Here is a 24,651-nt window from a genome sequence, read left to right as displayed (position 1 = left end):
GTTAAATTTCCTCGGCGTGAGACAATATGTACTGTTCGGCTTCCTGCGACCAAATCCCCTGATGGCGCTCCAGGATGTCACGCAGGGCTGGATCATCAATCTGGGTGAGCGCGGTTAACGGAAAGGCTTTGCCGGTGTAGACCAGTTTTTTCCCGCCACCGACTTTTGGCAGTTCCAGCGTTGTCTCACCAGCCGCATTCAGCCCCAGAATGTGCGTCACCACTTTTGCGGCCTGAACCTTCTTCTCTTCGATCAGTTTTACCGCCGTGCGCATATCGTCGGTATTGCCGCCAGATGTCCCAACATAATGGGTAAAGGCGTAGTGCACGTCGTAGAAGTTAATCGGCGCGCTAAACTGCTTATCCTGCGGACCCGCAAAGAAGTTCATGCAGCCATCGGCAGCCAGCAGGGAAGAGGCCAGCGTGACCAGCTCTTCGTTGGGTACAAATACAAAGATGTCGTCAAACCCATGGCCGCCGCTCAATGCCATCAATGTGTCATAAGCTGCATCCTGGGCGTGAAGGTAGTGGATCAACGTTTGTGGCTCTGACGGATAGTGCTTGCGGGCGTAGCTCAACTTGTCGTTATTGGTGTCGGTCACTACCAGCAGCGCCGGGTTAACCGGACCATGCAGCGCGTAGTCGATCGCCAGTAGTCCCATTGGCCCAGTGCCTCCGAGGATTAACGTACGCCCCTGCGGACGAATGCCCATCTTATGGTTATAAGTGCCTTCCTGCAGGTGATAGTTGGCGTTGAATGCGCCAATCACGCAGGACAGTGGCTCAACCAATGAACCTTCAAAATAGGTTTCGCCTTCGTAAGCCAACAAGCAGTCCTGCTCCATGACTTCATCAGGAATGATGACGTGCGTGGCTTCACCGCCCACCCATGGGAAGGAGTAGCCGGGACAGTCCGGGCGATCCGGCAGTTGCAGGTTAGCCTGAATGACATAGCGTTGGCCGGGCTGAAACTTGTGCTGCCATTTTTTCCCCACGGCAATAATATCGCCGCAGAACTCGTGGCCGATAATGATCGGGTTGGTGGCCACATCATCTGGCACCTTTTTGTGGTTCTCACCCTGATTAGCCTCTTTCCAGGAAGAAAGGCAAAGGCTGTCGGTTACGACGGAAGCAAGAATTTCATCATCCTGAATTTCAGGAAGATCGAAGGTTTCCAGGCGCAGATCGCGTTTACCATAAAGGCGTAAAGCTGTTGTTGTTTGCATTGTTACCACCTCTTCCTCTTTCGAGGACAATTTGTTGAAGTAGCCCCAGCATCGCCGGGGCGGAAAAATCAGGACAGGAAGCCCAGCGCGTTACCGATAATCCCCAGCGCAAACAAGGCGAAGATCAGCCACACCGGATTAATTTTCTTGTTGAGTAGCCGCACCATCAGCAGCGTCAGACCCAGCGCCAGCAGGCCGGGGCAGAGTTGGTTGAGAATGTTCTGCACGGTCATGGTGACGGTGGTACCGTCTGTGCCAGGCGTTTGCGATACCACCAGTGGTACGTTGATGCTGGTCCATTTGGTGACCAGCACCCCCATGACAAACAGGCCAAGAATTGATGCGCCTTCGGTCAACTTTTGCAGCAGGTTGCCGCCCATGTCGCTAACGATGTTGACCCCTTTACGAAAGCCAAGCTGTAAGCCGTACCACTTCATTGCCAGACGTACTGCATTGAAAATAAAGAAGAACAATAGCGGGCCGAGAATGTTACCGGACAGTGCCAGCGATGCGCCGAGCGCGGCGGTAATCGGGCGCAGCGTTCCCCATACCAGCGGATCGCCGACGCCGGCCAGCGGACCCATCAGCCCAACTTTGATGCCATTGATTGCACCATCGTCAATTTCCGCGCCGTTGGCGCGAGCTTCTTCCATCGCGGCGGTCACGCCAATTACCGGGCCGCAAACGGCAGGTGTGGTATTGAAGAACACCAGGTGCCGTTTGAGTGCCGCAACCTGGTCCTCTTTCAGTGGATACAGGCGCTTGATGGCAGGGATCATGTCGTAGCAAAAGCCCAGCCCATGAATACGTTCAAAGTTGAATGATGCCTGTTGCAGGTTGGAGCGAACAAACATGCTAAACAGGTCGGATTTGGTCAGTTTTTTCTGTTCCATGGCTGGCTCCATTAGTCATCAAGCTGGTCGAGAGCTTGGGAAGAGGCGGGTTGCGCCTGCGGTTCGGCTTTACGCCACTGTGGGTTTAACTGGATGTAGACCAGCGCGATGATCACGCCCACGCCACCGAAAGCCAGCAGACTCAAATCGAGATACCCTCCGGCAATAAATCCGAGGAAGAAGAAGGGCATCAGGTACTTCACGCCCATCATGCGCAGCACCATGGCGTAACCGACCACCACGATAAAGCCGCCGGCAATCTGCAATCCGCGGGTGACGAATTCGGGAATGGCGTTGAGCATGCTGCTGACCATATCCGCGCTGACAAACAGCGAGACGATTAATGCAGGAATGGCAACGCGCAGCGCCTGTACGCCGAGAGCGGAAACGTGCAGCATGTCGATGGTGCGAAAGCGGGCGTCTTCGGCTGCTTTATCCGCCGCGTGCTGGAACACCACGGTGATGGTACGGGCGAATACCGTCAGTACCTGACCTGCCGCCGCGACGGGCAGGGCGATGGCGATACCGGTAGCAATGCTTTGCTGACCGACGATAACCAGAATGGCGGAGATAATACTGGCGAGCGCTGAATCGGGAGACTGCGCTGCGCCGACGTTCATCCAACCCAGAGCAATTAACTCCAGCGTGCCGCCGAGCATAATCCCGGTTTTTAAATCACCGAGGATCAGGCCGATAACGGTACAAGCAATAAGCGGACGGTGGGTCTGGAACTCATCCAACACGCTGCCCATTCCGGCAATACAGGAAAATATAAATATGGCGATAATTTGTAGGGTACTTATTTCCATAATATGTCACCTTGTGAATGTGATCATCCCTGCCTGTTAAAGCATAAATACACAGGCATTTTTATTTATTCAGCGAGCGATTGTTCTTTTATTTTTTCAAGGATATTAACTGATGGATCCGATGCGACGACGCGTAAATCCAGCGTAACCCCCAATTTATCTAACTCACGAAAAGCTTTGATATCGTCATCATCTAAAGAGACCGCTTTGGTTAATTGTTTTTTACCCGGTCGCCAGGCCATGCCGCCAATATTTAACGTGGCGATTTTTACCCCTTGTTTTACCATTGCTAAAGCATCCTGCGGGCAGGTAAACAGATAAAAAACGGTTTCGCTCTGATATTGCGGGTTATGGTAAACAGCGACCGCTTTTTCGAGATTAACGACGTTAACCTTCATTCCTGGCGGGGCAGCCTGACGTAATAATGTGCGCCGTACTTCATCGTTATAAACGTCGTCATTGCAGATAATAATTCGTTGGGCATTCGCCACCTTCGACCAGACGGTGGTGACCTGACCGTGAATCAAGCGGTCATCGATACGAGCAAGGGTAATGTTCATCAGAAATCCTCTTCGGTCGTTTCCAGATGTTGCCAGACGACACAGGTTTGTTGAGCAATGGTCGTCAGGTGTTCACACAGTTCATCCACATTCATACTGCTTTGGTTGTCTACCAGTTCCAGCGCCAATGGCAGCGACAACCCGCTAATAACCCGAATAGCGGGATTTTGCATTGCCAGCGTAGCGGCAGCATTCCAGGGACTGCCGCACTGCAGATCGACGGCAATCAGCCATTCATCTCCAGTGTGAGCGCTTACTAACTTTTTCAGTTTTTCCACGATGTTGCTGGCATTCTCCCCAGGAACAAATGCCACGGCTTCGACGTTGGCATCGCCGTAGACCATCTGTACCGATTCCAGCATGGCGCAGGCCAGATTGCCGTGAGCGCAGAAGATTGCATTGACCATAAAACCTCCTTAGCCGCGCGTTTTTCCGCCCGCAATGTTAGTGGTTACTCCGGTGATATAACTGGCGCGCTCTGAGAGGAGATAACAAACAAAATCAGCGACTTCGCTTAAACGTCCTGAGCGACCAATCGGGATCGCGTTCCTGGTATAACCCTCACGCAGCTGTTCGACGGTGATGTTGCGGGTCCAGGCCAGCGCTTCTTCATATTCGGGGGTGCGCAAACCGGTTTTTTCCAGAATGCCAGGTGCAATGCCAACCACTCGAATGCCGTGTTTGCCCAACTCTTTCGACCAGGAACGGGTAAAGCTATTCAACGCGGCTTTAGTGGCGGCATAGCAGCTTTGGCCCTCTGAGCCTTCCAGTCCGCTTTCTGAAGAGACATTCACAATCACGCCGTTATGCTGTTTTACCATTTGGCGTGCCGCCGCTTGCGACATTAAGAACACACCTTTCTGGTTGATATTAACCATTTTTTCAAAAGCAGCTTCGTTCAGTTCGTATTGCCCGGCGGGTGCTTTTTCATCGACCAGTAGCCGCGGGAAGTTAACGCCAGCATTATTTACCAGTCCATCAATACGTCCGTAGCGTTGGATAATTTCAGTAACAGTATGATTAACCTCTTTAGCGCTGGAAATATCCGTTGGCCAGAAATGATATCCGCTATGGTTTTCATATTTACCTTCGCCACTATGAATATCTGCCATTTGCACATTTGCGCCTTGCGCTAATAACTCCTCGACAATGGCCAGACCAATTCCGGATGCACCACCGGTAACAATAATGACTTTGTCTTGCAGATTTAACCACGTTTGCATAATAAACTCCCAATTTCAGATAAGGGGATCCCACATAAAATTAATTATGGCAGGATCAATTCAAATATATTTACTTCAACAATAATTCAGCGGTATGGCTGTTGGTGACTAAACAGTTAATATAATTCCCACGTAATGCGCCTAATATTCCAGTGTATTTTTCTTCACCCATTGCAATGCCAATGGAGTAACGCGCCTGTTTTAATTTATTGGTTTCGATGGAGAGCGTCTTTTCACTCATCCTGGTCTCTACGGTTACACCGTTGATATCGTAAAAGCGCGAGCAAATGTCTCCGGCCACATGGCGGGCATGCAGGTCATCACTCTCTTCACTGCCGTAAAAAGCGTGCCAGTTGGCACCATCGCGTATTGCCGGAGACCCAATTCCGACCAGCGCGACGTCCAGATTATCCCAGTAGGCGGAAATCGATTTAAAGTGCCGGGACTGCATAATACCGTTACGGATCAGCGAGTTTTCCAACAGCGCCGGGAAATCGGCCAGGTGCGATTCCCCCTTGAGCTTTGCCGCGGCGCCGTAGGTCAGCGTATTGACGTGGTAGCGGCTTTCAAGTTTGCCGGACGGTCCGCCGATAATCGGCACACAGATAAGCTGGCGTGACTGGTTGGCCGGGGATAATCCTTCAACCAATCCCCGTACCGCGCGACCCCATGAAAAACCAATAATGTCGCCGGGCTCCAGTAAGCGTTCCAGTAACTGTGCGCCATGCACGCCCATCATATTAAGTTGTTCATCTTCCTGTTCGCTGTCGCAGGAGACTACGACCGCTTCTTTCAGGCCAAATTTTTGTTTTAGCTGCTGTTCCAGCCACAGATTTTCGTTGTAGTCGTAATTAATGGCGATGGTGACGATACCCTGCTCGCGGCCACGTTTTAGTAACCGACTGATCGTGGTGCGGTAAATCCCCAGCTCGCGGGCGATTTGCGCTTGTGTCATATCCTGCTCGTAATAAAGCTGCGCGATTTTTACGATCAGGCGGATATCATCGCTGTTTTCCATCGCCATTTTGGGACTCCTGCACATTTGTGCAAATCACGAAATTGCCTTCTTGATCTGATATAACCCCATCTGTTTCACATCTCAAAGCTATTTTCACTTATTTCAGCGTCAATAACTGACCGATTGTGCTGCACATTTGATGTGGTGATTGCGCGTCTTTGGCACATATGTGCTTGTTGCTCTAATGTATTGATTCTGCTTGTTTTCATTCAACAAAATTGCAGATATGGATCACTGACACTTTTGTGTCAAAAGGCGGGGCGGATCACAAATAGCGCTCGGGCATTCGAACACGATTATTTTTTATCGCCCACAAGGTAGGGTATATTTCGCTTTTAATACACAAAGTCATTCAAGTTGTACCTAGGCGGCAAGGTAGCGAATCCCTGGGAGCATAGATTGCTATGCGACCTGGGTGAGTGAGGGCAGCCAACGCAGAGACAGCTTGAAGGATGAAGTGTATACAGGAGAAACTATGCTGCCCGACTCATCTATCCGATTAAACAAATACATCAGTGAAAGCGGAATCTGCTCGCGTCGCGAGGCGGATCGCTTTATCGAACAAGGGAATGTCTTCCTGAATGGCAAACGCGCCACCATTGGCGATCAGGTGATGCCTGGCGACGTCGTAAAAGTAAATGGTCGGTTGATTGAGCCGCGTGAAGCGGAAGATCTGGTTTTTATCGCGCTGAATAAGCCGGTAGGGATTGTCAGCACCACCGAAGACAGCGAGCGCGACAACATTGTTGATTTCGTCAATCACAGCAAGCGCGTGTTCCCAATCGGTCGTCTGGACAAAGATTCTCAGGGACTTATCTTTCTGACCAACCACGGCGACCTGGTGAATAAAATCCTGCGTGCCGGTAACGATCACGAAAAAGAGTATCTGGTGACGGTAGATAAGCCGGTCACTGATGATTTTATCCGTGGGATGGGGGCCGGTGTGCCAATCCTCGGCACCGTCACCAAAAAATGTAAGGTGAAGAAAGAAGCGCCGTTTGTGTTTCGCATTACGCTGATTCAGGGGCTGAACCGTCAGATCCGTCGTATGTGCGAACACTTTGGCTATGAAGTTACCAAACTTGAGCGTACGCGTATCATGAACGTTGGTTTGTCCGGTCTGCCGCTGGGTGAATGGCGCGACCTGACGGATGACGAACTGATCGATCTGTTCAAGCTGATTGAGAACTCGTCCTCAGAAGCCAAACCGAAGGCGAAAGCGAAGCCCAAAACCGCAGGCATTAAGCGCCCGGTAGTGAAAATCGAAAAATCGGCGGAGAAAGAGAAATCGCGCCCGGCGGCAAACGGTAAGCGTTTTACCTCGCCGGGGCGTAAGAAGAAAGGGCGTTAACGTCTGCCGCGCGTTGGCGTATTTGCTGACCAGGAAAACGATGCTTCCGCATCCGGTTTATAAGCCTGCTTTTTCTTCAACTGGCGGGCTTTTTTCGCTTCCGCTTCGCGCAAGGCCATCAGTTTATCGATGTACTCTTTCTTGATGCTGTTGGTTTCTGCGTTGGTCAGCAGGCGACCATGCGCAATGCGCGCGCGGTCGAGCAGCGTTTTCAGTTCACGCTGTTCGCGTTCGGTCATCTCTTTTTGGGTAATGCGGGGGAGTGCCATATGGGTGCCCTCTGTTAGCCGATATCCTCAGTGTACGGTAATCCAGAACCTGCTGATAGCGTCATGTATTGTATTATTCAGCAATACGTAATTTTCCGGCAAAGTCCTGCTGTGTATAGCCCGTTGTTCTGAATCGCTTGTCTGTGATGATGTTATCGATCTCTTTTAATGTGGCGATACACATCACACCGTCCTGGCCAAATTTTGTATGGTCGGCAAGAATTACCGACTTTTTACTCATAGCAATCATTGATTTGGCAACATAGGCTTCATCGAAGCTTTTCACCAGCACACCATGTTGAGGTGAAATACCACCCGCGCCGATGAAGCAGATATCTGCGTGAATAGTGTTTATTTGCTGACAAACGGAGACGCCGAGGTTGGCGCGGAAATGGTAGTCATATTCACCACCTAATACATAAACGCGCGCTTTGAGATTATGTTCTTTGATTTTATCGGCAATCAAGGCTGAATTAGTAATAACGGAATAGGCCAGAGGAGGTAATTGTTCGGCCAGAATAAGATTGGTTGTGCAGGAATCAATGAATAGAGTGTCGTGCTCGCTGACCATCCCGGCGGCAAGTTTACCAATTGCCATTTTTTCTTCGCGGTGTATATCAATCCGCGCGCCAAATTCATCTTCCTGAACAACCTGCTTCTTGACGGCTCCACCGTGAATCTTGGTAATTTGCCCTTCAGACTCCAGGATGGAGAGATCGCGGCGAATGGTCTCTGATGTGACTTTTAGCGTTTCCGATAATTTGATAACCGTCACTTCACCGAATTTATTTAATTCATCGAGGATATGTTTTCTTCTTTTAATCGGGTTCATTATTTTCCGCCAACGTCGTGCTTTGGCGCATGGTAACTGGATGTGCAGAGCAACGCAACCACTCCAACGCACAGACAATACCCTCATCATCATTAGAGGCCGTCACATAGCTGGCTTGTTGTTTTACTGCCTCTGGCGCATTCCCCATTGCAATACCAATGCCGGCGGCGGAAAACATACTGATATCGTTTTGCTGGTCGCCAATCGCCGCAACCTTTTCTGCTGTTATATTTAACTGGCGCATTAACATGCTAATAGCATAACCTTTATTTATTTCGCTACGTTGGATATCAATGTAATTCTCCCCAGTGATAGTCGCTGTATAGCCATAAGGTAATTTATTATTCACTTCTGCAAACAGTGTATTTATTTTTAACTGCTCAGTAACGAGTGTGATTTTATAAATATCATGCCGGTTTAAAATATTTCCAGGTGCTGCCGAAATAAGTGGTAATTCAAATAAACGGGCTTCATAAGTTGTCCATTGCGCTACCTGTTGGTCGCAACGATGATAAATAGCATCGGCGCTAAAAAAGTGATGAGGACAGAGGGAAAGCGCAATATGTCGGTCAATATCCCGAAGATTCATACAAGAGAGCGCTGCAGTATGGATATTGCGCTGCTGCGCCATCTCGAGAATCTGACCTCCGTTGAAGCCTGCGCACCAACCAAACAGTGCATCAACCTGCTGCTGCTGTAGCAGGCGCATCATAGAGGAGACCGGTCTGGCAGAACAAGCGGCCAGCAGGCCACCGCGCTGGTGGAAATCAATGAGTGCCTGACGTGTGCGTGGACTGATTGTCTTTTGCGAAGTCAGTAGTGTTCCATCCAGATCGGTGACCAGTAACATGCTTCTTTTCCCTTAATATCAATGCGCAATAAACGGTGTGACAGCCTCTTTGGCGGCGTTGCAGACCATATTGTCGATTGCCGTACCGACGACCAGAATATTGACCCCGGTATCCTTAAACGCTTTGGCATTGGCGAGGTTAATTCCGCCTTCCGCCAGCGTCGGCACGCTTACCGCGCCGACCAGTGCCCACAGGCGATCTTTAATGGCTTGCGGAATATCACCTGCGGCTACGCCTTCGTAGCTCATACCGGTCATTAAACCAATCATGTCGACGCCAATTTCCTGCATCCGTTTTGCTACGCTGGCGACCTCTTCCGGAGTGCGCGCAGGAATACCGAAGGTATGCAGGTCATCCGGGTGACCAATATAAGCATCAACGGTCAGGCCATACTGATGGGCGAGATTAACGATGTCCTGTAGATCGTCCCAGTCGGATTTATGGGTGTGTAAGCCATCGGCACCAGCACGGGCAATCTCCAGTATCTCTGTTTCCGTGAGCGGGACTGGTAACGTTTCGGTAAAGCCACCTGCGATACCGACGGTAATGAAGATATCGTCAGGGACCACATTACGTACGCCATGTACTGCTTCGGCCATCTGGCTGTTAGTAATTTCGTGGCGGATTTGTTCCGCCGCGTGCATGTTGCTCACCCCCTTATGCCCACGCGCTAATGCCAGTGCGGGATGGTTCGGTTCGAGCAGCTTAACGCCCGCCTCACATACTGCTTTTGCCAGACGCGCATCGTCGCCAGTTATCCCTGTGCTGAGGATGGTTTGCCCGCCGTGCAGCGTGATGGCATCTTTCACTTTCTGTAACGCTTTAGCGCGTTTTTTATTCATATCGCCTTTAAACATGGTGTACCTCTGGTGTTGGTGCATTAATTAATGGGCTGACGCGGTAGATTCTTTCTGTGCGACAGCCTTAAAACGGTTGGCAATAATGGTGGAAATACAGGTCAGGCCCATGACGGTAACCATCACAATCGCCATTTGCAGCGCATTGCTGGATAAGAACGGAGAGGCAAATGCAGGGACATAAGCCACGCCTTTGACGTTAAAGAAACCCAGCATCATGCCGCCCAGACCGGCCCAAACGATCGCTGAACCAAAGACAATTTTGTTGGCAAACATGAACGGATAGGCCGATTCAACGAAGGTCCCAAAGCCGAGGTTGATAAGCAGGCCGGGCGTCGCGACGGCTGCTTCGCTTTTTTCTCGTGGTGCGATGACGTTAGCCAGGTTGATACCTGCAGCAACCATCACCAGGCCCACCATATCGACAGCACCGAGGAAGCTGACGCCGGATTTTTCCATTTCCAGAAGCACCAGCGGCAGAATGACTGCGTGATAGACTCCCCCCAGAATAGCTGGCCAGATAACCAACCCAGCCAGCAGGCCGGCAAGAATAGGGCTGAAGGCCAGCGTGCTTTCGATAGCCAGTTTGATGTAATTACCTGCTGACAGCGCCAGCGGACTCAGCAGATAGTGCATGATTAACCCAGCGGCCAGGCCCGAGATCCCACCCGCTACAATGTTGACGGTGGTCATCGGAAAGCGCCAATTCAGGCATAATTCAAACAGCCAACGAACGAAAATCCCGGCCATCAAACCACCGATGATCCCTCCAATCAGACCGCCTTCTACGGAAAGTACTCCGGCGACCACCCCAGCAACAATTGAGACTTCATCCAGTTCCGAAATCTGTTTTGCTGCGAGAACCGCAACTAAAACCGGCAGGCCCTTCAGTAGAATTTCAAAGATATCGTTGAGTTTTTCCAGGCCCGGAATGTGACTGAGTGCGAGCACGATTGCCATGGCGATAAAGCCCGGCAGCGCAGGGATCATAATGCTGCGAATATTGAAGCGCTTAAGCAGGCTTTTTCCAGAACCGCCCTGTGAAGGAGAAGCGCTGCCCAACTGTGGTTTATATTTAACGCCCCAGTGCTTACACAGTGATGCGATGAAGGAGACTGCGCGGGTTCGGCTGGTGGTTCCCGTCGTGCCCGAGGTTGCGACGACATTTGCCCCTTTTGCCGCCACTAGCGCCATTGAGGTTCCGCCGGTGCCAACAATCGGTGTTTTCATCTCAACAGCGGCGGCAAAGACTGCCTGGTTGGCCTTCACCGGATCGGCGCTCATCACGATGATCCCGTCGATCTCACCGTTACGGATCATCTCAGCAATCCTGAAATCGCTCTCAACTACCGAGTCGTTCACTTCTGAAAGTTTGCCCTTAAATATCCTTTGTGGTTTTTGTTGGTTTTCTGTGGTTAGTGCAAATACAGACGCTGGTGTGTGAGGTTTGGCAGCGTCCATTGAGGCCTCTGCCGCAATGAACTGCACAGCGGCAACTTCCACACCTGCGGCTTCGCACTGCTGGTAAATTTCCTGGAGTAGCTTTTCTGGTTCGGCACCACCCAGGTTGTAGAGGTTGCCTCCACTGCTTCCAATAATCGCAATTTTTTTCATAGCGGCCTCGAAGATAGGGTAAGGGTTTATCTGTGTTGTAGTGGAATCATATTCCCAATTAAAACAAACCAAATCAACATGCACAAAATGATTTAACTGGGGTTTGAAACAGGTTTATTTGTATATTTGATTGAAATATAACAATTAAATAATTATTTTGTTTTGTGTTGATGTTTGTTGTTTTGTGATGGGGTTCAAATGCAGGTAGGGAGAAATGGAGGATGCCTCCTCCATTTATGAAGATTAGTGTTGTTTTACTGCGTGTGGTTTCTCTTCAATCGGCTTGCCGGACCAGTAGCCTGCCAGCAGCGAACCGGAAAGGTTATGCCAGACGGAGAACAACGCGCCGGGCAGGGCGGCAAGCGGGCCAAAGTAGATCTTGCCCAGCGCAGCGGCAAGTCCCGAATTCTGCATGCCCACTTCGATAGCCAACGTCCGGCAGGTTGACTCGTCGAAACCAAACAGTTTTCCGCCCCAGTAGCCGCCGAGCAGGCCAATGGTGTTATGCAGGATTACGGCGATAATCACCACAAAGCCGACCGACGCAATGTGCGAGGCAGAACCCGCCACGACGGCGCTGATGATTGCCAGAATGCACACCATAGAAAATGCGGGCAGATAGGGTTCCACGGCTTTTACGACGCGTGGGAACAGGTGGTGAATGACCAACCCCAACGCAATCGGAATGACCACGATCTGCAGGATACTCAGCAACATACCCATCACATCGACCTGGATATGCGCATCGACATACAGCCGTGTCAGCAGTGGTGTGGCGACAACGCCGACCAGCGTTGAAACCGATGAAATAGTCACAGAGAGCGCCACATCGCCTTTTGCCAGATAGATCATGACGTTTGATGCCGTTCCGCTGGCGACGCTACCGACCAGCACCATCCCTGCGGATAATTCCGGCGGCATGTTAAATGCCAGCGCTAAAATCCATGCGGCGAGCGGCATCACCAGATAGTGCAGGAAAATACCCGCCGCGACGGGTGCTGGACGTGAGAGTACGCGTTTAAAGTCGTCCACCTTCAGGTGAACGCCCATGCCGAACATGATCAGCATCAGTAACGACGGCACGAATGGCCCGACAGGCGTAAAGGTGGTGGGCGTGTAATACGCAATCACAGAGAGCAGCAGCGCCCATAACGGGAACAGCCGCGTGAGAGTAGCGAGCATGTTATATTCCTTGCGATTGAAATGTGTTGTGTTGTTATAAAAAGCCGGGTTCGAGCCCGGCTATAGTTATTGTTTATCGCGTGATGAAATATTATTCAAACAAATTATGTTTATGTTCCGCTGCGAACGTTTTCCCAGCTCAGTCCGAAGCGGGCGAGATATTTGCGCAGGCGGTCTGCATCGTTAGGATTGGCTTTCTTCTGCCGTGAGACGGCAAACAGTTCGCGCCCCGCCTCCGACAGCGACGCGCTGCGGCGGCACACTTCCAACACCGTTTCTAACTGGCGGCGATCGAACAGGTCTATGTCCATGTTCAGTTCAGGTTGCGAAGCGACAATCTGCCAACTCTCCTTTAACAGCGCAATTTCTTCTTCGACAAGGGATAAGGTGATGCGCCCCTGTTCGGCAAGTGTCGCCATTCGCGCGATGGATGAACTTAGCTCGCGAAAATTGCCGCGCCACTGCGCCTGTGGGGAACAGGCAAATGCCAGATAACAAACGCGAGCCTCTTTGTCGAAACGGATCTGCATCTGTTTACGGCTGGAAAAACGGTGTAGCTCATACTCGATGTTCGGGGCGATATCTTCCCGCCGCTGCGCCAGACCGGGCAGGGCGAAGCTCCACATATTGATACGTGCATAGAGATCTTCGCGAAAACGGCCTTCAGCGACCCATTGCTGCATGTCGCGATGGGTTCCGGCTATCAGTTGAAAATCGCTGTGTACTTCTTTGTCCGATCCAAACGGGAAAAAGGTTTTTTCCTCTATCGCTTTTAGCAGCATGGCCTGCTCGTCCAGCCCTAACTCGGCTATCTCATCAAGGAACAGCACGCCGCCATCCGCTTCACGCAGCAGTCCGCTGCGCGCCGTGAGTGCGCCGGTAAACGCCCCTTTCACGTGACCGAACAACGTAGACATCGCATTGTCGCCACGCAGGGTTGCGCAGTTGACGGCGACCAGTTTCCCTGCCACCAGATGCCTCGACTGGCGTAGCTGAAAAATACGTTTCGCCAGGAAGGATTTACCCGCACCGGTGGGGCCGGTGAGCAGGATCGGGTCGGTCGAACGTAATGCTACACGCTCAATGCGATCGATCAGTTTATTGAAGGTGGCGTTGCGCGTATCAATCCCGTCCTTCAGAAAGGAGACAGACTGCTGCTGTTCGCGCTGAAAACGACTGGTGAGCGTGGCATAGCGGCTTAAATCGAGATCGATAACCGAGCAGACGCCAGCGGCGACGGCTTCGTCCGATGAACCGGCTGGTGCCGGGCTGGTTTGTAGCAGGCTGGCGGGCAGGTAGCGGGCTTCCGTCAGCAGAAACCAGCAGATCTGCGCGACGTGCGTCCCGGTGGTGATGTGCACCAGATACTCTTCATTATCCGTATCAAAGCAGTAGTGGGTGGCGAAGTCGAGGAAAGCGGCGTAGACCTCTTCAAAATCCCAGGGGTCGTTAATAGTCACGGCATGTGGGCGTACTTCGGTGTCAGGTGAGAGCAGCGCGACGTCTTCAATCAACCTTTGCGCCATGCTCTCATCGCGTGGCTGGTGCAGCAGTTCCAGTCTGTCGACAGGGAGATCAGGCTGTTGGCACAATCCAACCGTGGGTCGCCACTTTTTAAATCGATTAGCGCGTTTACCGCGCTTGTCCAGCACCGTACCCAGTACGCCAATTACAACCCGCCGCTTTTTCATGGTTTATCCAAAAAGATAAATGTCGATATAAAAAGATAAGAAAATATCTTCGCCACGGCAATCTTTAATCTAAGTGCGTAAAATAAAATGATTGTTAATCAATGAGTTAAAAATTTAATTCACGTATTTTTCTTTTTGGCACGCTTCTGGCAATAACTCTTACGTCAATCACGCTGAAAACGCAGGGGGTTAAACCTCGCCGGCACGTCAGGAACGGTACAGGCTGTTTTCCAGAAGTGTTCCGTCAGCCGATGACACACAGTGGGTTCGATTCCCAATTTCATCCTCCGAATGAAAACTGGTTGTTAATCATAGAAATAAAACGGAGCGATGCGCAGTTAGCACGCTCCAGAACAGGCTGCCGGTAAAGATGCCGTGCGACAGGCAAAAGGGAATTCCCCTGCCGCTTCGCCCCTGCACCCGCACCTGAACAACATAAAGGAATAATAAAATGGCTAAGAAAATCACGATACAAAAAGGGCAGTTAGGTCTTTTATCCCGCGAGGGCGATTACTATCAGACGCTGGAGTCTGGGCAGCACCGTTTGCCGTGGTTTAACGCCCCTGAAGTGCTGATCGTTAATAGGGATGGTAGCGAGGTACCGCAAGCGCTGGCGGAGTATTTGCGTCGCTTCCAGCCTGCATGGGTAGAGCGTTACTGCCTGGTTGTTGATACGACGGATACCGAAGCCGGAGCGTTGTATGTCAACGGTGTTTTACAGGAGATCTGCCCACCTGCCACGCGCCGTCTGTACTGGCGTGCAGAGGAAGCGCTGACGCTGGTGCGCATGGATACTCGTCAGGTTTTGGTACCGGTTGAGGTGATGAATGCGGTATTACAGTCACGACGTAACGGTACGGTGAAAGGTCGTGAAGCCATCTTAACGGTGCAAGTTCCTGCGTGGCACGTTGGTGTGCTGAAAATTGATGGCGAAACCCAGGCGCTGTTACCGCCGGGTTTGACCGCATACTGGAAGATAAACCATCTGATTGAAGCTGAAGTTGTTGATACCCGTTTACAGGTGCTGGAGGTCGGCGGGCAAGAGATCCTGACCAAAGATAAGGTCAATCTGCGATTAAATCTGGCCGCAAACTGGCGTTATAGCGATGTGTTGCAGGCTTTTGGTCAACTGACCAAACCGCTGGACCACCTTTACCGCGAGTTACAGTTTGCGCTGCGTGAAGCGGTGGGAACGCGCACGCTGGACGAACTGCTGGAAGATAAGCAGGTGATCGATGAGGTGGTGAGCGCACAGGTGAAAGCCCGAATGACGCCGTTTGGTATTGAGGTGGCTTCGCTCGGCGTGAAAGATATTGTCCTGCCGGGAGATATGAAAGCTATTTTGTCCCAACTAGTTGAAGCTGAGAAATCCGCTCAGGCCAACGTTATCCGCCGTCGTGAAGAGACTGCCGCGACGCGATCGCTGTTGAATACTGCGAAAGTAATGGAAAACAACCCGGTGGCGCTGCGCTTAAAAGAGCTGGAAACCCTCGAAAGAGTTGCTGAACGTATCGATAAAATCTCGGTGTTTGGTGGCCTCGACCAGGTACTGCACGGCCTTGTGAACATAAAAGGATAAGAATAATGAGCTACAACACAGTGGACGGCGCGATGCGCGAAAGGGTATTGCGCCAGCTAAAAGAGGTAGAGCAGCGCTATGGCGTCAGGGTGCTGTATGCCTGTGAATCCGGCAGCCGCGGCTGGGGATTTGCCTCGCCGGACAGCGACTATGACGTGCGATTTATCTATGTTCATCCGCCCGAGTGGTATCTGCGGGTCGAGGCGCCACGAGATGTTATCGAGTTGCCGATAGATGATGAGCTGGACGTCTGCGGCTGGGAATGGCGCAAGGCGCTGGGGTTACTGAAAGGCGCAAACCCTACGCTTATCGAGTGGCTGGATTCTCCAGTGGTCTATCAGCAGGATGAAGTGACCGTGTCAGCGCTGAAAGCGTTGGTGCCTAAATGGTTTTCTCCACTACGTGCTCGTTGGCACTACTATTCGATGGCGCGGAAAAACTTCCGTGGCTATCTGCAGGGTGACGACGTACGGCTGAAAAAATACTTCTATGTTCTGCGCCCGCTGCTGGCTGTGCGGTGGGTCGAAGCGGGGAAAGGTGTACCACCGATGCGTTTTGCCGACCTGCTGGCGGGAAGTGAGCTGGATGCACCGTTGCGTCAGGAAATTGATGAACTGCTGGAACGCAAGCAGTGCGCGAGAGAAGCGGAGTATGGTCCGCGCCGCCCACTGTTGCATGCGTTTATCCGCGCCGAACTGAAAAGAGGAGAGATTCCGCCGACGTTACCGGATAGCCGGGAGGGTGATGTCAGAGAACTGGACAGATTGTTATATGAAACGGTGATGCGGTGAAAACGCCCGATGGTACAAGAGCCATCGGGCGTTGGCATCTACTCACTCAAACAAATTATGGTGCAGCTTCTGTACCACCTGTTCGGCTTCGGTACCAGGCACCAGGAAGCACAGGTTATGGCTGGACGCGCCGTAGCAAATCATGCGGATGTTGAACGGCTCCAGTACGCCGAACACCTCTTTACCCACGCCACAGGCTTTGGAAAGGTCGTTGCCAATCAGCGCCACCAGCGCCAGGCCTTCTTCCACTTCAACCCGACACAGGGCAGACAGTTCCATCAGCAGAGACTGTGTTAACAGTGTATCCCCGGTGGAGGTCGAACCGGTGGTATCCAGCGTCAGCGCCACGCTGACTTCGGATGTGGTAATTAAATCTACCGAGATGTTATGGCGTGCCAGAATACCGAAAACTTCCGCTAAAAAGCCACGAGAGTGCAGCATATTCAGGCTATGCAGCGTTACCAGCGTTTGCTTACGGCGCAGCGCCAGCGCCCGGAACAGAGGTGGATTCGCGGTTTTATTGCAGACCAGCGTACCGCCTGCTTTTGGATCCTTACTGGAGCCCACAAACACCGGGATATCGCTACGTACGGCTGGCAACAGGGTTGCCGGGTGCAGCACTTTCGCGCCAAAGGTCGCCATTTCCGCGGCCTCTTCAAAGGCGATTTCATCAATACGCTGCGCCGCCGGAACAACGCGTGGATCGGTCGTGTAAATGCCCGGAACATCGGTCCAGATATCGACGCGTGTGGCATGCAGCGCTTCGGCCAGCAGGGCGGCCGTATAATCGCTCCCGCCGCGCCCCAACGTGGTGGTGCGGCCTTTGCCTTCACTGCCAATAAAACCCTGAGTAATCACCAGACCTTCGCTCAGACGCGGTGCCAACTGGAGCGTTGCCAGTTCAGCCAGCGCCGCGACGTCAGGTTCTGCGCGGCCAAAACGATCGTTGGTGCGCATCACTTTACGTACGTCAAACCACTGCGCCTGCACGTTGCGTTCACGCAGGATCTCGACGAACAGCAGGGTAGACATCAGTTCACCGTGGCTGACCAGTTCGTCGGTCAGTGCGGTTGAGGTCGCCAGTGACGCCGCTTCTGCCAGCGTGGTGATGTTTTCCAGCAGACGTTCGATCTCTTCACGGATCACGTTTGGATAACGCAGACGTTCCAGAATATTGAACTGAATTTGACGAATGGCATCGAGTTTTTCGAAGCGCGCGGTTGGCTCCAGCCCTTCAGCCAGTGCGACCAGCAGGTTGGTGATTCCCGCGGAAGCGGAAAGTACCACTACACGGACATTAGCATCAGAAAGCACTACATCAGCGCTACGATTCATGGCATCAAAATCCGCCACGCTGGTACCGCCAAACTTGGAGACAACTACATCAGTCATAACTACCTCGTGTCAGGGAATGAATAGAGCGACCATGGCACATAAGGCAGAACAGAAACCGGTGCAGGCGCAAATGCAAATACCGTATTACATTTCGTCCTTCAATCTGCCTCTTCGTTGGCTGCACCTGCTCACCACAGTCACTTACTTCAGTAAGCTCCTGTGGATTCTCAGGTTTGCCGCCTTGACGCATATCGAATGACTTTATGTATATAAATAAAAGGCATGGCTTGTACTGTCAACGCTGGGATTATGCGGATTTTTCATGCTGCAACTGCGTTGAGTAACGGTACTAATAACAACGCTGATAACCGCTATACTTTTTAGCCACGTTTGGCGGATGCCCTGGCAATGGCATTAAAACAATCACACTTTTCTGTGACTGGCGTTACAATCGATCTCAGTCACAATTCTCAAAATCAGAAGAGTATTGCTAATGAAAAACATCAATCCAACGCAGACCTCAGCCTGGCAGGCACTACAAAAACACTTTGAAGAAATGAAAGACGTTACTATCGCGGATCTGTTCGCGAAAGATAGCGATCGCTTCACTAAGTTTTCCGCGACGTTTGACGATCTGATGCTGGTGGATTTCTCCAAAAACCGCATCACTGAAGAGACGCTGGCTAAACTGCAGGATCTGGCGAAAGAGACCGATTTGGCAGGCGCCATCAAGTCCATGTTCTCCGGTGAGAAAATCAACCGCACCGAAGACCGTGCCGTGCTGCACGTGGCGCTGCGCAACCGTAGCAATACGCCAATCATCGTTGACGGCAAAGATGTCATGCCGGAAGTGAACGCGGTGCTGGAGAAGATGAAATCCTTCTCTGAAGCGATCATCTCCGGAAGCTGGAAAGGCTATACCGGTAAAGCCATCACTGATGTAGTAAACATCGGTATCGGCGGTTCTGACCTCGGCCCGTTCATGGTGACCGAAGCGCTGCGTCCGTACAAAAATCACCTGAACATGCATTTTGTGTCGAACGTTGATGGGACGCACATTGCTGAAGTGCTGAAGAAAGTGAACCCGGAAACCACGCTGTTCCTGGTCGCTTCCAAAACCTTCACCACCCAGGAAACCATGACCAACGCCCACAGCGCACGCGACTGGTTCCTGGCTACCGCAGGCGACAACAAGCACGTTGCCAAACACTTCGCTGCGCTCTCCACTAACGGTAAAGCGGTTGGCGAGTTCGGTATTGATACCGCGAATATGTTCGAGTTCTGGGACTGGGTTGGCGGTCGTTACTCCCTGTGGTCTGCTATCGGTCTGTCTATCATCTTGTCCGTAGGCTTCGACAACTTTGTTGAGCTGCTCTCCGGCGCCCACGCAATGGACAAACACTTCTCCACCACGCCGGCTGAGAAAAACCTGCCAGTGCTGCTGGCGCTGATCGGTATCTGGTACAACAACTTCTTCGGTGCCGAAACCGAAGCGATTCTGCCGTACGACCAGTATATGCACCGTTTCGCGGCCTACTTCCAGCAGGGCAATATGGAATCCAACGGTAAATATGTTGACCGTAACGGCAATGCTGTAGACTACCAGACTGGCCCAATCATCTGGGGTGAGCCGGGTACTAACGGCCAGCATGCGTTCTACCAGTTGATCCACCAGGGCACCAAAATGGTTCCGTGCGATTTCATCGCGCCGGCAATCACCCATAACCCGCTGTCAGATCACCATCCGAAACTGCTGTCTAACTTCTTCGCGCAAACCGAAGCGCTGGCCTTTGGTAAATCTCGTGAAGTCGTTGAGCAGGAATATCGCGACCAGGGTAAAGATCCGGCAACGCTGGACCACGTTGTGCCGTTCAAAGTGTTCGAAGGCAATCGTCCAACTAACTCCATTCTGCTGCGTGAAATCACGCCGTTCAGCCTGGGGGCGCTGATTGCACTGTATGAGCACAAAATCTTCACTCAGGGCGCCATCCTGAACATCTTCACCTTTGACCAGTGGGGCGTTGAGCTGGGCAAACAGCTGGCAAACCGCATTCTGCCAGAGCTGAAAGATGGTTCCGAAGTGAGCAGCCACGACAGTTCTACCAACGGTTTGATTAACCGTTATAAGTCCTGGCGTTAATCTGCTTCTTCCTTCGAACCGCAGCGGTGTTGGCTGCGTTCGTTAACCCCGGTCACATAGCTATCTATGCTCCCGGGGATTAACGATCTTGCCGCCTTGCTGCAATTCGAATGAATTTGCAGATTGCTTATAAAAAAGCCGATATTAATATCGGCTTTTTTTATAAGATTGCTCCAGGATATCTACGTTTTATCTTCATTACTTAATTGAGCTTAATCCTAAAATAATTTCCTAAATGTTGTTCAATATCTGGTGTTTTCGGATTTACCGGATATTGCGTTTTCTATATTTATATTTTAACTGATTGATTAAATGGATGTTATTTTATTTTATTAATCGTTATCTCGCTTGTTGACTAATTATCCTAAATTCCCGTATGGCGTAATTTGCACACTTTGGCTTGTGTATACTCGATCTCGCCCGAAATTCTTTTGGGTAAATCTCCATTCATACAATGAAGGGAATTTGTGATGAAAAAAGTTCTGTATGGCCTTTGGGCTATATCTGCGCTTGCGGCGACTTCTGTCTATGCCGCCCCCGTTGAGGTGGGTGAGGCTGCAGGGTCGGCTGCCGCGTCGGTTTCGGCAGGAAGTTCCTCCGCAACCAGCGTGAGCACCGTAAGTTCTGCGGTGGGGGTTGCCCTGGCTGCGACCGGTGGCGGCGATGGTTCTAATACCGGAACCACCACCACAACAACCACCAGTACCCAGTAATACCGGTACGTAGCCCCTAAATAATTCGCGTTGCAGGAAGGCGGCAAGTGAGTGAGTCCCCGGGAACATAGATAGCTATGTGACCGGGGTGAGTGAACGTAGCTAACGCATCTGCAACGTGAAGTATGACGGGGATTAATTCTAACCACACTTCGGTGTGGTTATTTTGCCGCTGCGGAGAAACGTCGTGAAGCGACCAGCGATCATAATGGTTTGCCTGTTACTGCAGGCGTGCTCAGCCACCACCGAAGGGTTGGGTCATTCGCTATGGGAGAGCGTGTTTGGTACTCCCGGCGTACAGATGACGGACGATGAAATCCAAAACATGCCCTACGCCAGCCAGTACATGCAACTCAACGGCGGTCCCCAGTTGTTTGTGGTACTCGCGTTCGCAGAAAACGGACAGCAAAAATGGGTGACTCAGGATCGGGCCATTCTCGTCACGCAGCATGGGCGCATTGTGAAAACGCAGCTCGGTGGTGACAACCTGATCGAGATGAATAATCTGGCGGCAGACCCGCTCATCAAACCAAATCAAATAATCGATGGCGCAACGTGGACCCGTACGATGGGCTGGACTGAACATCAGCAGGTACGCTATGCCACCGCACGCTCAGTTTTCAAATGGGATGGCGCAGACACCATCAAAGTCGGCAGCGATAACACGCCGGTACGGCTCCTCGATGAAGAGATAACTACCGAACAAACACGCTGGCATAACCGCTACTGGATCGACAGCGAAGGGCAGATTCGCCAGTCGGAACAGTATCTTGGCGCACGTTACTTCCCGGTGAAAACCACGCTGATTAAGGCGGCAAAATCATGATCAAACGAGCCGTACTGGCGCTGCTGTTAAGTCTGAGCACAGCGTCCGTTTTTGCTGCGGGCAGCGTTAAGGTCTTTACCTCCGCCAACGCAGAGCCAAAAACGCTGACCGGGGCTGAACATCTGCTCGACCTGGTTGGACAGCCGCAGTTGAGCAATAGCTGGTGGCCAGGCGCAGTTATCAGTGAAGAGCGGGCAACGACTGAGGCGGAACGTCAGCAGCAGGCATTACTGGCCCGCCTGGCGACGCTGAGCGCTGAAGAAAGCGGTGACGATGCCGCATCTATCAAGGCATTACGCCAGCAAATTCAGGCGCTGAAGGTGACCGGCAGACAGAAGATTAATCTCGATCCGGATGTTGTGCGCGTCAGCGAGCAAGGTAACCCGCCGCTGCAGGGCAATTACACGCTGTGGGCCGGAGCGCAGCCAACCGATATCACGCTGTTTGGCCTGCTAAGCCACCCAGGTAAACAACCGTTTATGCCCGGGCGTGATGTCGCCAGCTACCTCGATGGGCAAAGTCGGCTCGGCGGCGCGGATCGTAGCTACGCGTGGGTCATCTATCCCAATGGACGCACGCAGAAAGTACCGGTCGCTTACTGGAACAAACGTCACGTTGAGCCGATGCCCGGCAGCATCATTTTTGTCGGACTCTCTGATGCTGTCTGGAGCAGCACCCCGGATGAAATCAATGCCGATATTCTTCGCACCCTGACCCAGCGGATACCCGAATAATGAGAAAAACTTACCTGCTCAGCTTACTGGCGCTGGGCGTAAGCGTTGCTTGCCACGGTGAAACCTGGCACGCGCCCATTGGACCTTCGCAGTCCGATTTTGGCGGCGTGGGGCTGCTGCAAACCCCAACCGCACGCATGGCGCGCGAGGGCGAAATGAGCCTCAACTACCGCGACAACGATCAGTACCGCTACTACTCTGCGTCGGTACAACTGTTCCCGTGGCTGGAAACCACGCTGCGCTACACCGATGTGCGTACTAAAAAATACAGCAGCGTCGAGTCGTTTTCAGGCGATCAGACATACAAAGATAAGGCTTTTGATCTCAAATTACGGCTGTGGGAAGAGAGCTACTGGATGCCGCAGGTAGCGGCTGGCGCGCGCGATATTGGCGGGACGGGCCTGTTCGATGCGGAGTATATAGTGGCGAATAAAGCCTGGGGGCCGTTTGATTTCTCGCTTGGCCTGGGCTGGGGATATCTCGGGACCAGCGGCAACGTCAGCAATCCGTTTTGCTCATACAGCGATAAATTCTGCTATCGCGATAACAGCTACAAGCAGGCCGGCTCTATTGACGGCAGCCAGATGTTCCATGGTCCGGCATCATTATTTGGCGGTGTGGAATATCAGACTCCCTGGCAACCACTGCGCCTGAAGCTGGAGTATGAGGGGAATAATTACCAACAGGATTTTGCGGGCAAGCTGGATCAGAAGAGCAAGTTTAACGTCGGCGCTATTTATCGCGTCACCGATTGGGCCGACGTTAACCTGAGCTATGAGCGCGGGAACACCTTTATGTTTGGGGTCACGCTGCGGACTAACTTTAACGATCTGCGGCCAAACTATAACGACAACGCCCGGCCGAAATATCAGCCGCAGCCGCAGGATGCCATCCTGCAACATTCGGTGGTGGCGAATCAGCTAACGCTGCTGAAATATAACGCCGGGCTGGCCGATCCTAAAATTCAGGTGCAGGGCGATACGCTGTATGTGACCGGTGAACAGGTGAAATACCGTGATTCGCGTGAAGGGATCGAACGTGCCAACCGGATCGTGATGAACTCCCTTCCCGACGGGATCCGCGCGATCCGTATTACGGAAAATCGCCTTAACTTGCCGCAGGTGACGACTGAAACGGAGGTTTCCAGCCTCAAGCGCCATCTGGAAGGCGAGCCGTTGGGTCATGAAACCCCACTGGCGCAAAAACGCGTTGAGCCCGTGGTGCCGAAAACGACCGAGCAGGGTTGGTATATCGATAAGTCACGCTTTAATCTCCACATCGATCCGGTGCTTAACCAGTCGGTGGGCGGCCCGGAAAACTTCTATATGTATCAGTTGGGCGTGATGGGAACAGCGGATTGGTGGGTGACCGATCATCTGCTGACCACCGGGAGTTTGTTCGCTAACCTCGCCAATAACTATGACAAATTTAACTACACCAACCCGCCGCAGGATTCGCATTTACCACGAGTGCGTACCCATGTGCGCGAGTATGTGCAAAACGATGTCTACGTGAATAACCTGCAGGCCAACTACTTCCAGTCACTCGGAAACGGGTTCTACGGACAGGTTTACGGTGGCTATCTGGAAACCATGTATGGCGGAGCGGGGGCGGAAGTGCTGTATCGCCCGCTGGACAGCAGTTGGGCGTTTGGTGTTGATGCCAACTACGTGAAACAGCGTGACTGGCGTAGCGCGCAGGACATGATGAAATTCACCGACTACAGCGTGAAGACCGGGCATTTGACGGCGTACTGGAATCCGTCATTCGCTCAGGATGTACTGGTGAAAGCCAGCGTGGGCCAGTATCTGGCGGGAGATAAGGGCGGAACGCTGGAAGTGGCGAAGCGCTTTGACAGCGGCGTTGTGGTAGGCGGCTATGCGACCATCACCGATGCCTCGCCGGATGAGTACGGAGAGGGTGATTTTACCAAAGGGGTGTACGTTTCCGTACCGCTGGATCTGTTCTCGTCTGGCCCGACCCGCAGCCGTGCGGCGATTGGCTGGACGCCGTTAACGCGTGATGGCGGCCAGCAGCTTGGACGTAAGTTTGGTCTGTACGACATGACCAGCGACAGAAGTGAGAACTTCCGTTAACGCTTGATCGCCCGGTGCGCAGAGCTTACCGGGCCTACAGTACGGCAGTAGGCCGGATAAGG

At 52.1% G+C, this 24,651-nt stretch carries 23 protein-coding genes; 8 read left to right on the top strand and 15 right to left on the bottom strand.

Features of this window, described 5'->3' with window-relative positions; genetic code table 11:
* Position 1: 1 nt before the first annotated feature.
* The 7 genes from sorE to WHR59_RS22350 form a co-directional block, all read right to left on the bottom strand.
* Positions 2-1,225 (bottom strand): L-sorbose 1-phosphate reductase, encoded by a 1,224-nt coding sequence (sorE, locus tag WHR59_RS22380; protein WP_338843470.1) that lies wholly within the window; start codon positions 1,223-1,225, stop codon positions 2-4.
* A gap of 68 nt (positions 1,226-1,293) precedes the next feature.
* A complete protein-coding gene (locus WHR59_RS22375; RefSeq protein ID WP_338843469.1) occupies positions 1,294-2,118 on the bottom strand; it encodes a PTS system mannose/fructose/sorbose family transporter subunit IID in 825 nt (274 codons plus the stop codon).
* Between the two features lie 11 nt (positions 2,119-2,129).
* Entirely contained in the window at positions 2,130-2,927 is a 798-nt protein-coding gene (locus WHR59_RS22370) for a PTS mannose/fructose/sorbose transporter subunit IIC (RefSeq protein WP_047407279.1), read from the bottom strand.
* A 65-nt stretch (positions 2,928-2,992) separates the two neighbouring features.
* Entirely contained in the window at positions 2,993-3,487 is a 495-nt protein-coding gene (locus WHR59_RS22365) for a mannose/fructose/sorbose PTS transporter subunit IIB (RefSeq protein ID WP_047407276.1), read from the bottom strand.
* Positions 3,487-3,894, bottom strand: a complete 408-nt coding sequence (locus WHR59_RS22360; RefSeq protein WP_338843468.1) for a mannose/fructose/sorbose PTS transporter subunit IIA — start codon at positions 3,892-3,894, stop codon at positions 3,487-3,489. The genes WHR59_RS22365 and WHR59_RS22360 overlap by 1 nt, the downstream gene beginning before the upstream one ends.
* A gap of 9 nt (positions 3,895-3,903) precedes the next feature.
* The gene (locus tag WHR59_RS22355) at positions 3,904-4,710 is read right to left on the bottom strand and encodes an SDR family oxidoreductase (RefSeq protein ID WP_043018051.1); all 807 of its coding nucleotides are present in this window, start codon (positions 4,708-4,710) and stop codon (positions 3,904-3,906) included.
* 70 nt (positions 4,711-4,780) lie between these two features.
* Positions 4,781-5,728, bottom strand: a complete 948-nt coding sequence (locus WHR59_RS22350) for a sugar-binding transcriptional regulator (protein WP_087050431.1) — start codon at positions 5,726-5,728, stop codon at positions 4,781-4,783.
* Positions 5,729-6,203: 475 nt separating this feature from the next.
* On the opposite strand from WHR59_RS22350, the gene rluF reads away from it, so the two are divergent.
* The gene (rluF, locus tag WHR59_RS22345) at positions 6,204-7,079 is read left to right on the top strand and encodes a 23S rRNA pseudouridine(2604) synthase RluF (protein ID WP_008786901.1); all 876 of its coding nucleotides are present in this window, start codon (positions 6,204-6,206) and stop codon (positions 7,077-7,079) included.
* Here rluF and WHR59_RS22340 read toward each other — a convergent pair.
* From WHR59_RS22340 to rtcR, 7 genes are all read right to left on the bottom strand, one after another.
* Positions 7,076-7,348: a DUF3811 domain-containing protein gene (locus tag WHR59_RS22340; protein WP_003826541.1), complete on the bottom strand. Its 273-nt coding sequence runs from the start codon at positions 7,346-7,348 to the stop codon at positions 7,076-7,078. The genes rluF and WHR59_RS22340 overlap by 4 nt on opposite strands.
* Before the next feature lie 73 nt (positions 7,349-7,421).
* Positions 7,422-8,180 (bottom strand): DeoR/GlpR family DNA-binding transcription regulator, encoded by a 759-nt coding sequence (locus WHR59_RS22335; protein WP_032942078.1) that lies wholly within the window; start codon positions 8,178-8,180, stop codon positions 7,422-7,424.
* Positions 8,167-9,030: a Cof-type HAD-IIB family hydrolase gene (locus tag WHR59_RS22330; RefSeq protein ID WP_338843467.1), complete on the bottom strand. Its 864-nt coding sequence runs from the start codon at positions 9,028-9,030 to the stop codon at positions 8,167-8,169. The genes WHR59_RS22335 and WHR59_RS22330 overlap by 14 nt, the downstream gene beginning before the upstream one ends.
* A gap of 18 nt (positions 9,031-9,048) precedes the next feature.
* Positions 9,049-9,888 carry a histidine biosynthesis protein gene (locus WHR59_RS22325; RefSeq protein WP_032942081.1) on the bottom strand — a complete coding sequence of 280 codons (840 nt, stop codon included), beginning with the start codon at positions 9,886-9,888 and terminating at the stop codon, positions 9,049-9,051.
* Between the two features lie 27 nt (positions 9,889-9,915).
* A complete protein-coding gene (locus WHR59_RS22320) occupies positions 9,916-11,502 on the bottom strand; it encodes a PTS sugar transporter (RefSeq protein WP_075145364.1) in 1,587 nt (528 codons plus the stop codon).
* Between the two features lie 243 nt (positions 11,503-11,745).
* Complete coding sequence (panS, locus tag WHR59_RS22315; protein ID WP_043018056.1) at positions 11,746-12,684, bottom strand: ketopantoate/pantoate/pantothenate transporter PanS; 939 nt, start codon at positions 12,682-12,684, stop codon at positions 11,746-11,748.
* Positions 12,685-12,794: 110 nt separating this feature from the next.
* Entirely contained in the window at positions 12,795-14,375 is a 1,581-nt protein-coding gene (gene rtcR, locus WHR59_RS22310) for an RNA repair transcriptional activator RtcR (protein WP_087052819.1), read from the bottom strand.
* A gap of 451 nt (positions 14,376-14,826) precedes the next feature.
* Between rtcR and WHR59_RS22305 the strand changes: the two genes are divergently transcribed.
* Together WHR59_RS22305 and WHR59_RS22300 are read left to right on the top strand one after the other, a co-directional pair.
* Positions 14,827-15,954 (top strand): slipin family protein, encoded by a 1,128-nt coding sequence (locus WHR59_RS22305; RefSeq protein ID WP_087050429.1) that lies wholly within the window; start codon positions 14,827-14,829, stop codon positions 15,952-15,954.
* A 5-nt stretch (positions 15,955-15,959) separates the two neighbouring features.
* On the top strand, positions 15,960-16,745 hold the full coding sequence (locus tag WHR59_RS22300) for a nucleotidyltransferase domain-containing protein (protein ID WP_087050430.1): 786 nt from the start codon (positions 15,960-15,962) through the stop codon (positions 16,743-16,745).
* A 42-nt stretch (positions 16,746-16,787) separates the two neighbouring features.
* On the opposite strand, the gene lysC is transcribed toward WHR59_RS22300, so the two are convergent.
* Positions 16,788-18,137, bottom strand: coding sequence for a lysine-sensitive aspartokinase 3 (lysC, locus tag WHR59_RS22295; RefSeq protein ID WP_043018060.1), 1,350 nt, complete (start codon positions 18,135-18,137; stop codon positions 16,788-16,790).
* 436 nt (positions 18,138-18,573) lie between these two features.
* Here lysC and pgi point away from each other — a divergent pair, with 436 nt between their 5' ends.
* The 5 genes from pgi to WHR59_RS22270 all read left to right on the top strand — a co-directional run bounded on the left by pgi (position 18,574) and on the right by WHR59_RS22270 (position 24,589).
* A complete protein-coding gene (pgi, locus tag WHR59_RS22290) occupies positions 18,574-20,220 on the top strand; it encodes a glucose-6-phosphate isomerase (protein ID WP_043018062.1) in 1,647 nt (548 codons plus the stop codon).
* A gap of 470 nt (positions 20,221-20,690) precedes the next feature.
* Complete coding sequence (gene yjbE / locus WHR59_RS22285) at positions 20,691-20,933, top strand: exopolysaccharide production protein YjbE (RefSeq protein WP_043018063.1); 243 nt, start codon at positions 20,691-20,693, stop codon at positions 20,931-20,933.
* Positions 20,934-21,120: 187 nt separating this feature from the next.
* Positions 21,121-21,759: a YjbF family lipoprotein gene (locus tag WHR59_RS22280; protein ID WP_047407247.1), complete on the top strand. Its 639-nt coding sequence runs from the start codon at positions 21,121-21,123 to the stop codon at positions 21,757-21,759.
* Positions 21,756-22,493: a capsule biosynthesis GfcC family protein gene (locus WHR59_RS22275; RefSeq protein WP_338843466.1), complete on the top strand. Its 738-nt coding sequence runs from the start codon at positions 21,756-21,758 to the stop codon at positions 22,491-22,493. The genes WHR59_RS22280 and WHR59_RS22275 overlap by 4 nt, the downstream gene beginning before the upstream one ends.
* Positions 22,493-24,589: a YjbH domain-containing protein gene (locus tag WHR59_RS22270; RefSeq protein ID WP_338843465.1), complete on the top strand. Its 2,097-nt coding sequence runs from the start codon at positions 22,493-22,495 to the stop codon at positions 24,587-24,589. The genes WHR59_RS22275 and WHR59_RS22270 overlap by 1 nt, the downstream gene beginning before the upstream one ends.
* Positions 24,590-24,651 lie beyond the last annotated feature (62 nt).

Origin of the sequence: Citrobacter europaeus, from assembly GCF_037482245.1 — a bacterium.
Taxonomy (GTDB): Bacteria; Pseudomonadota; Gammaproteobacteria; order Enterobacterales; family Enterobacteriaceae; genus Citrobacter; species Citrobacter europaeus.
Note: the sequence above shows the minus strand (reverse complement) of the source record. Positions and strands in the feature narration are given on the sequence as shown.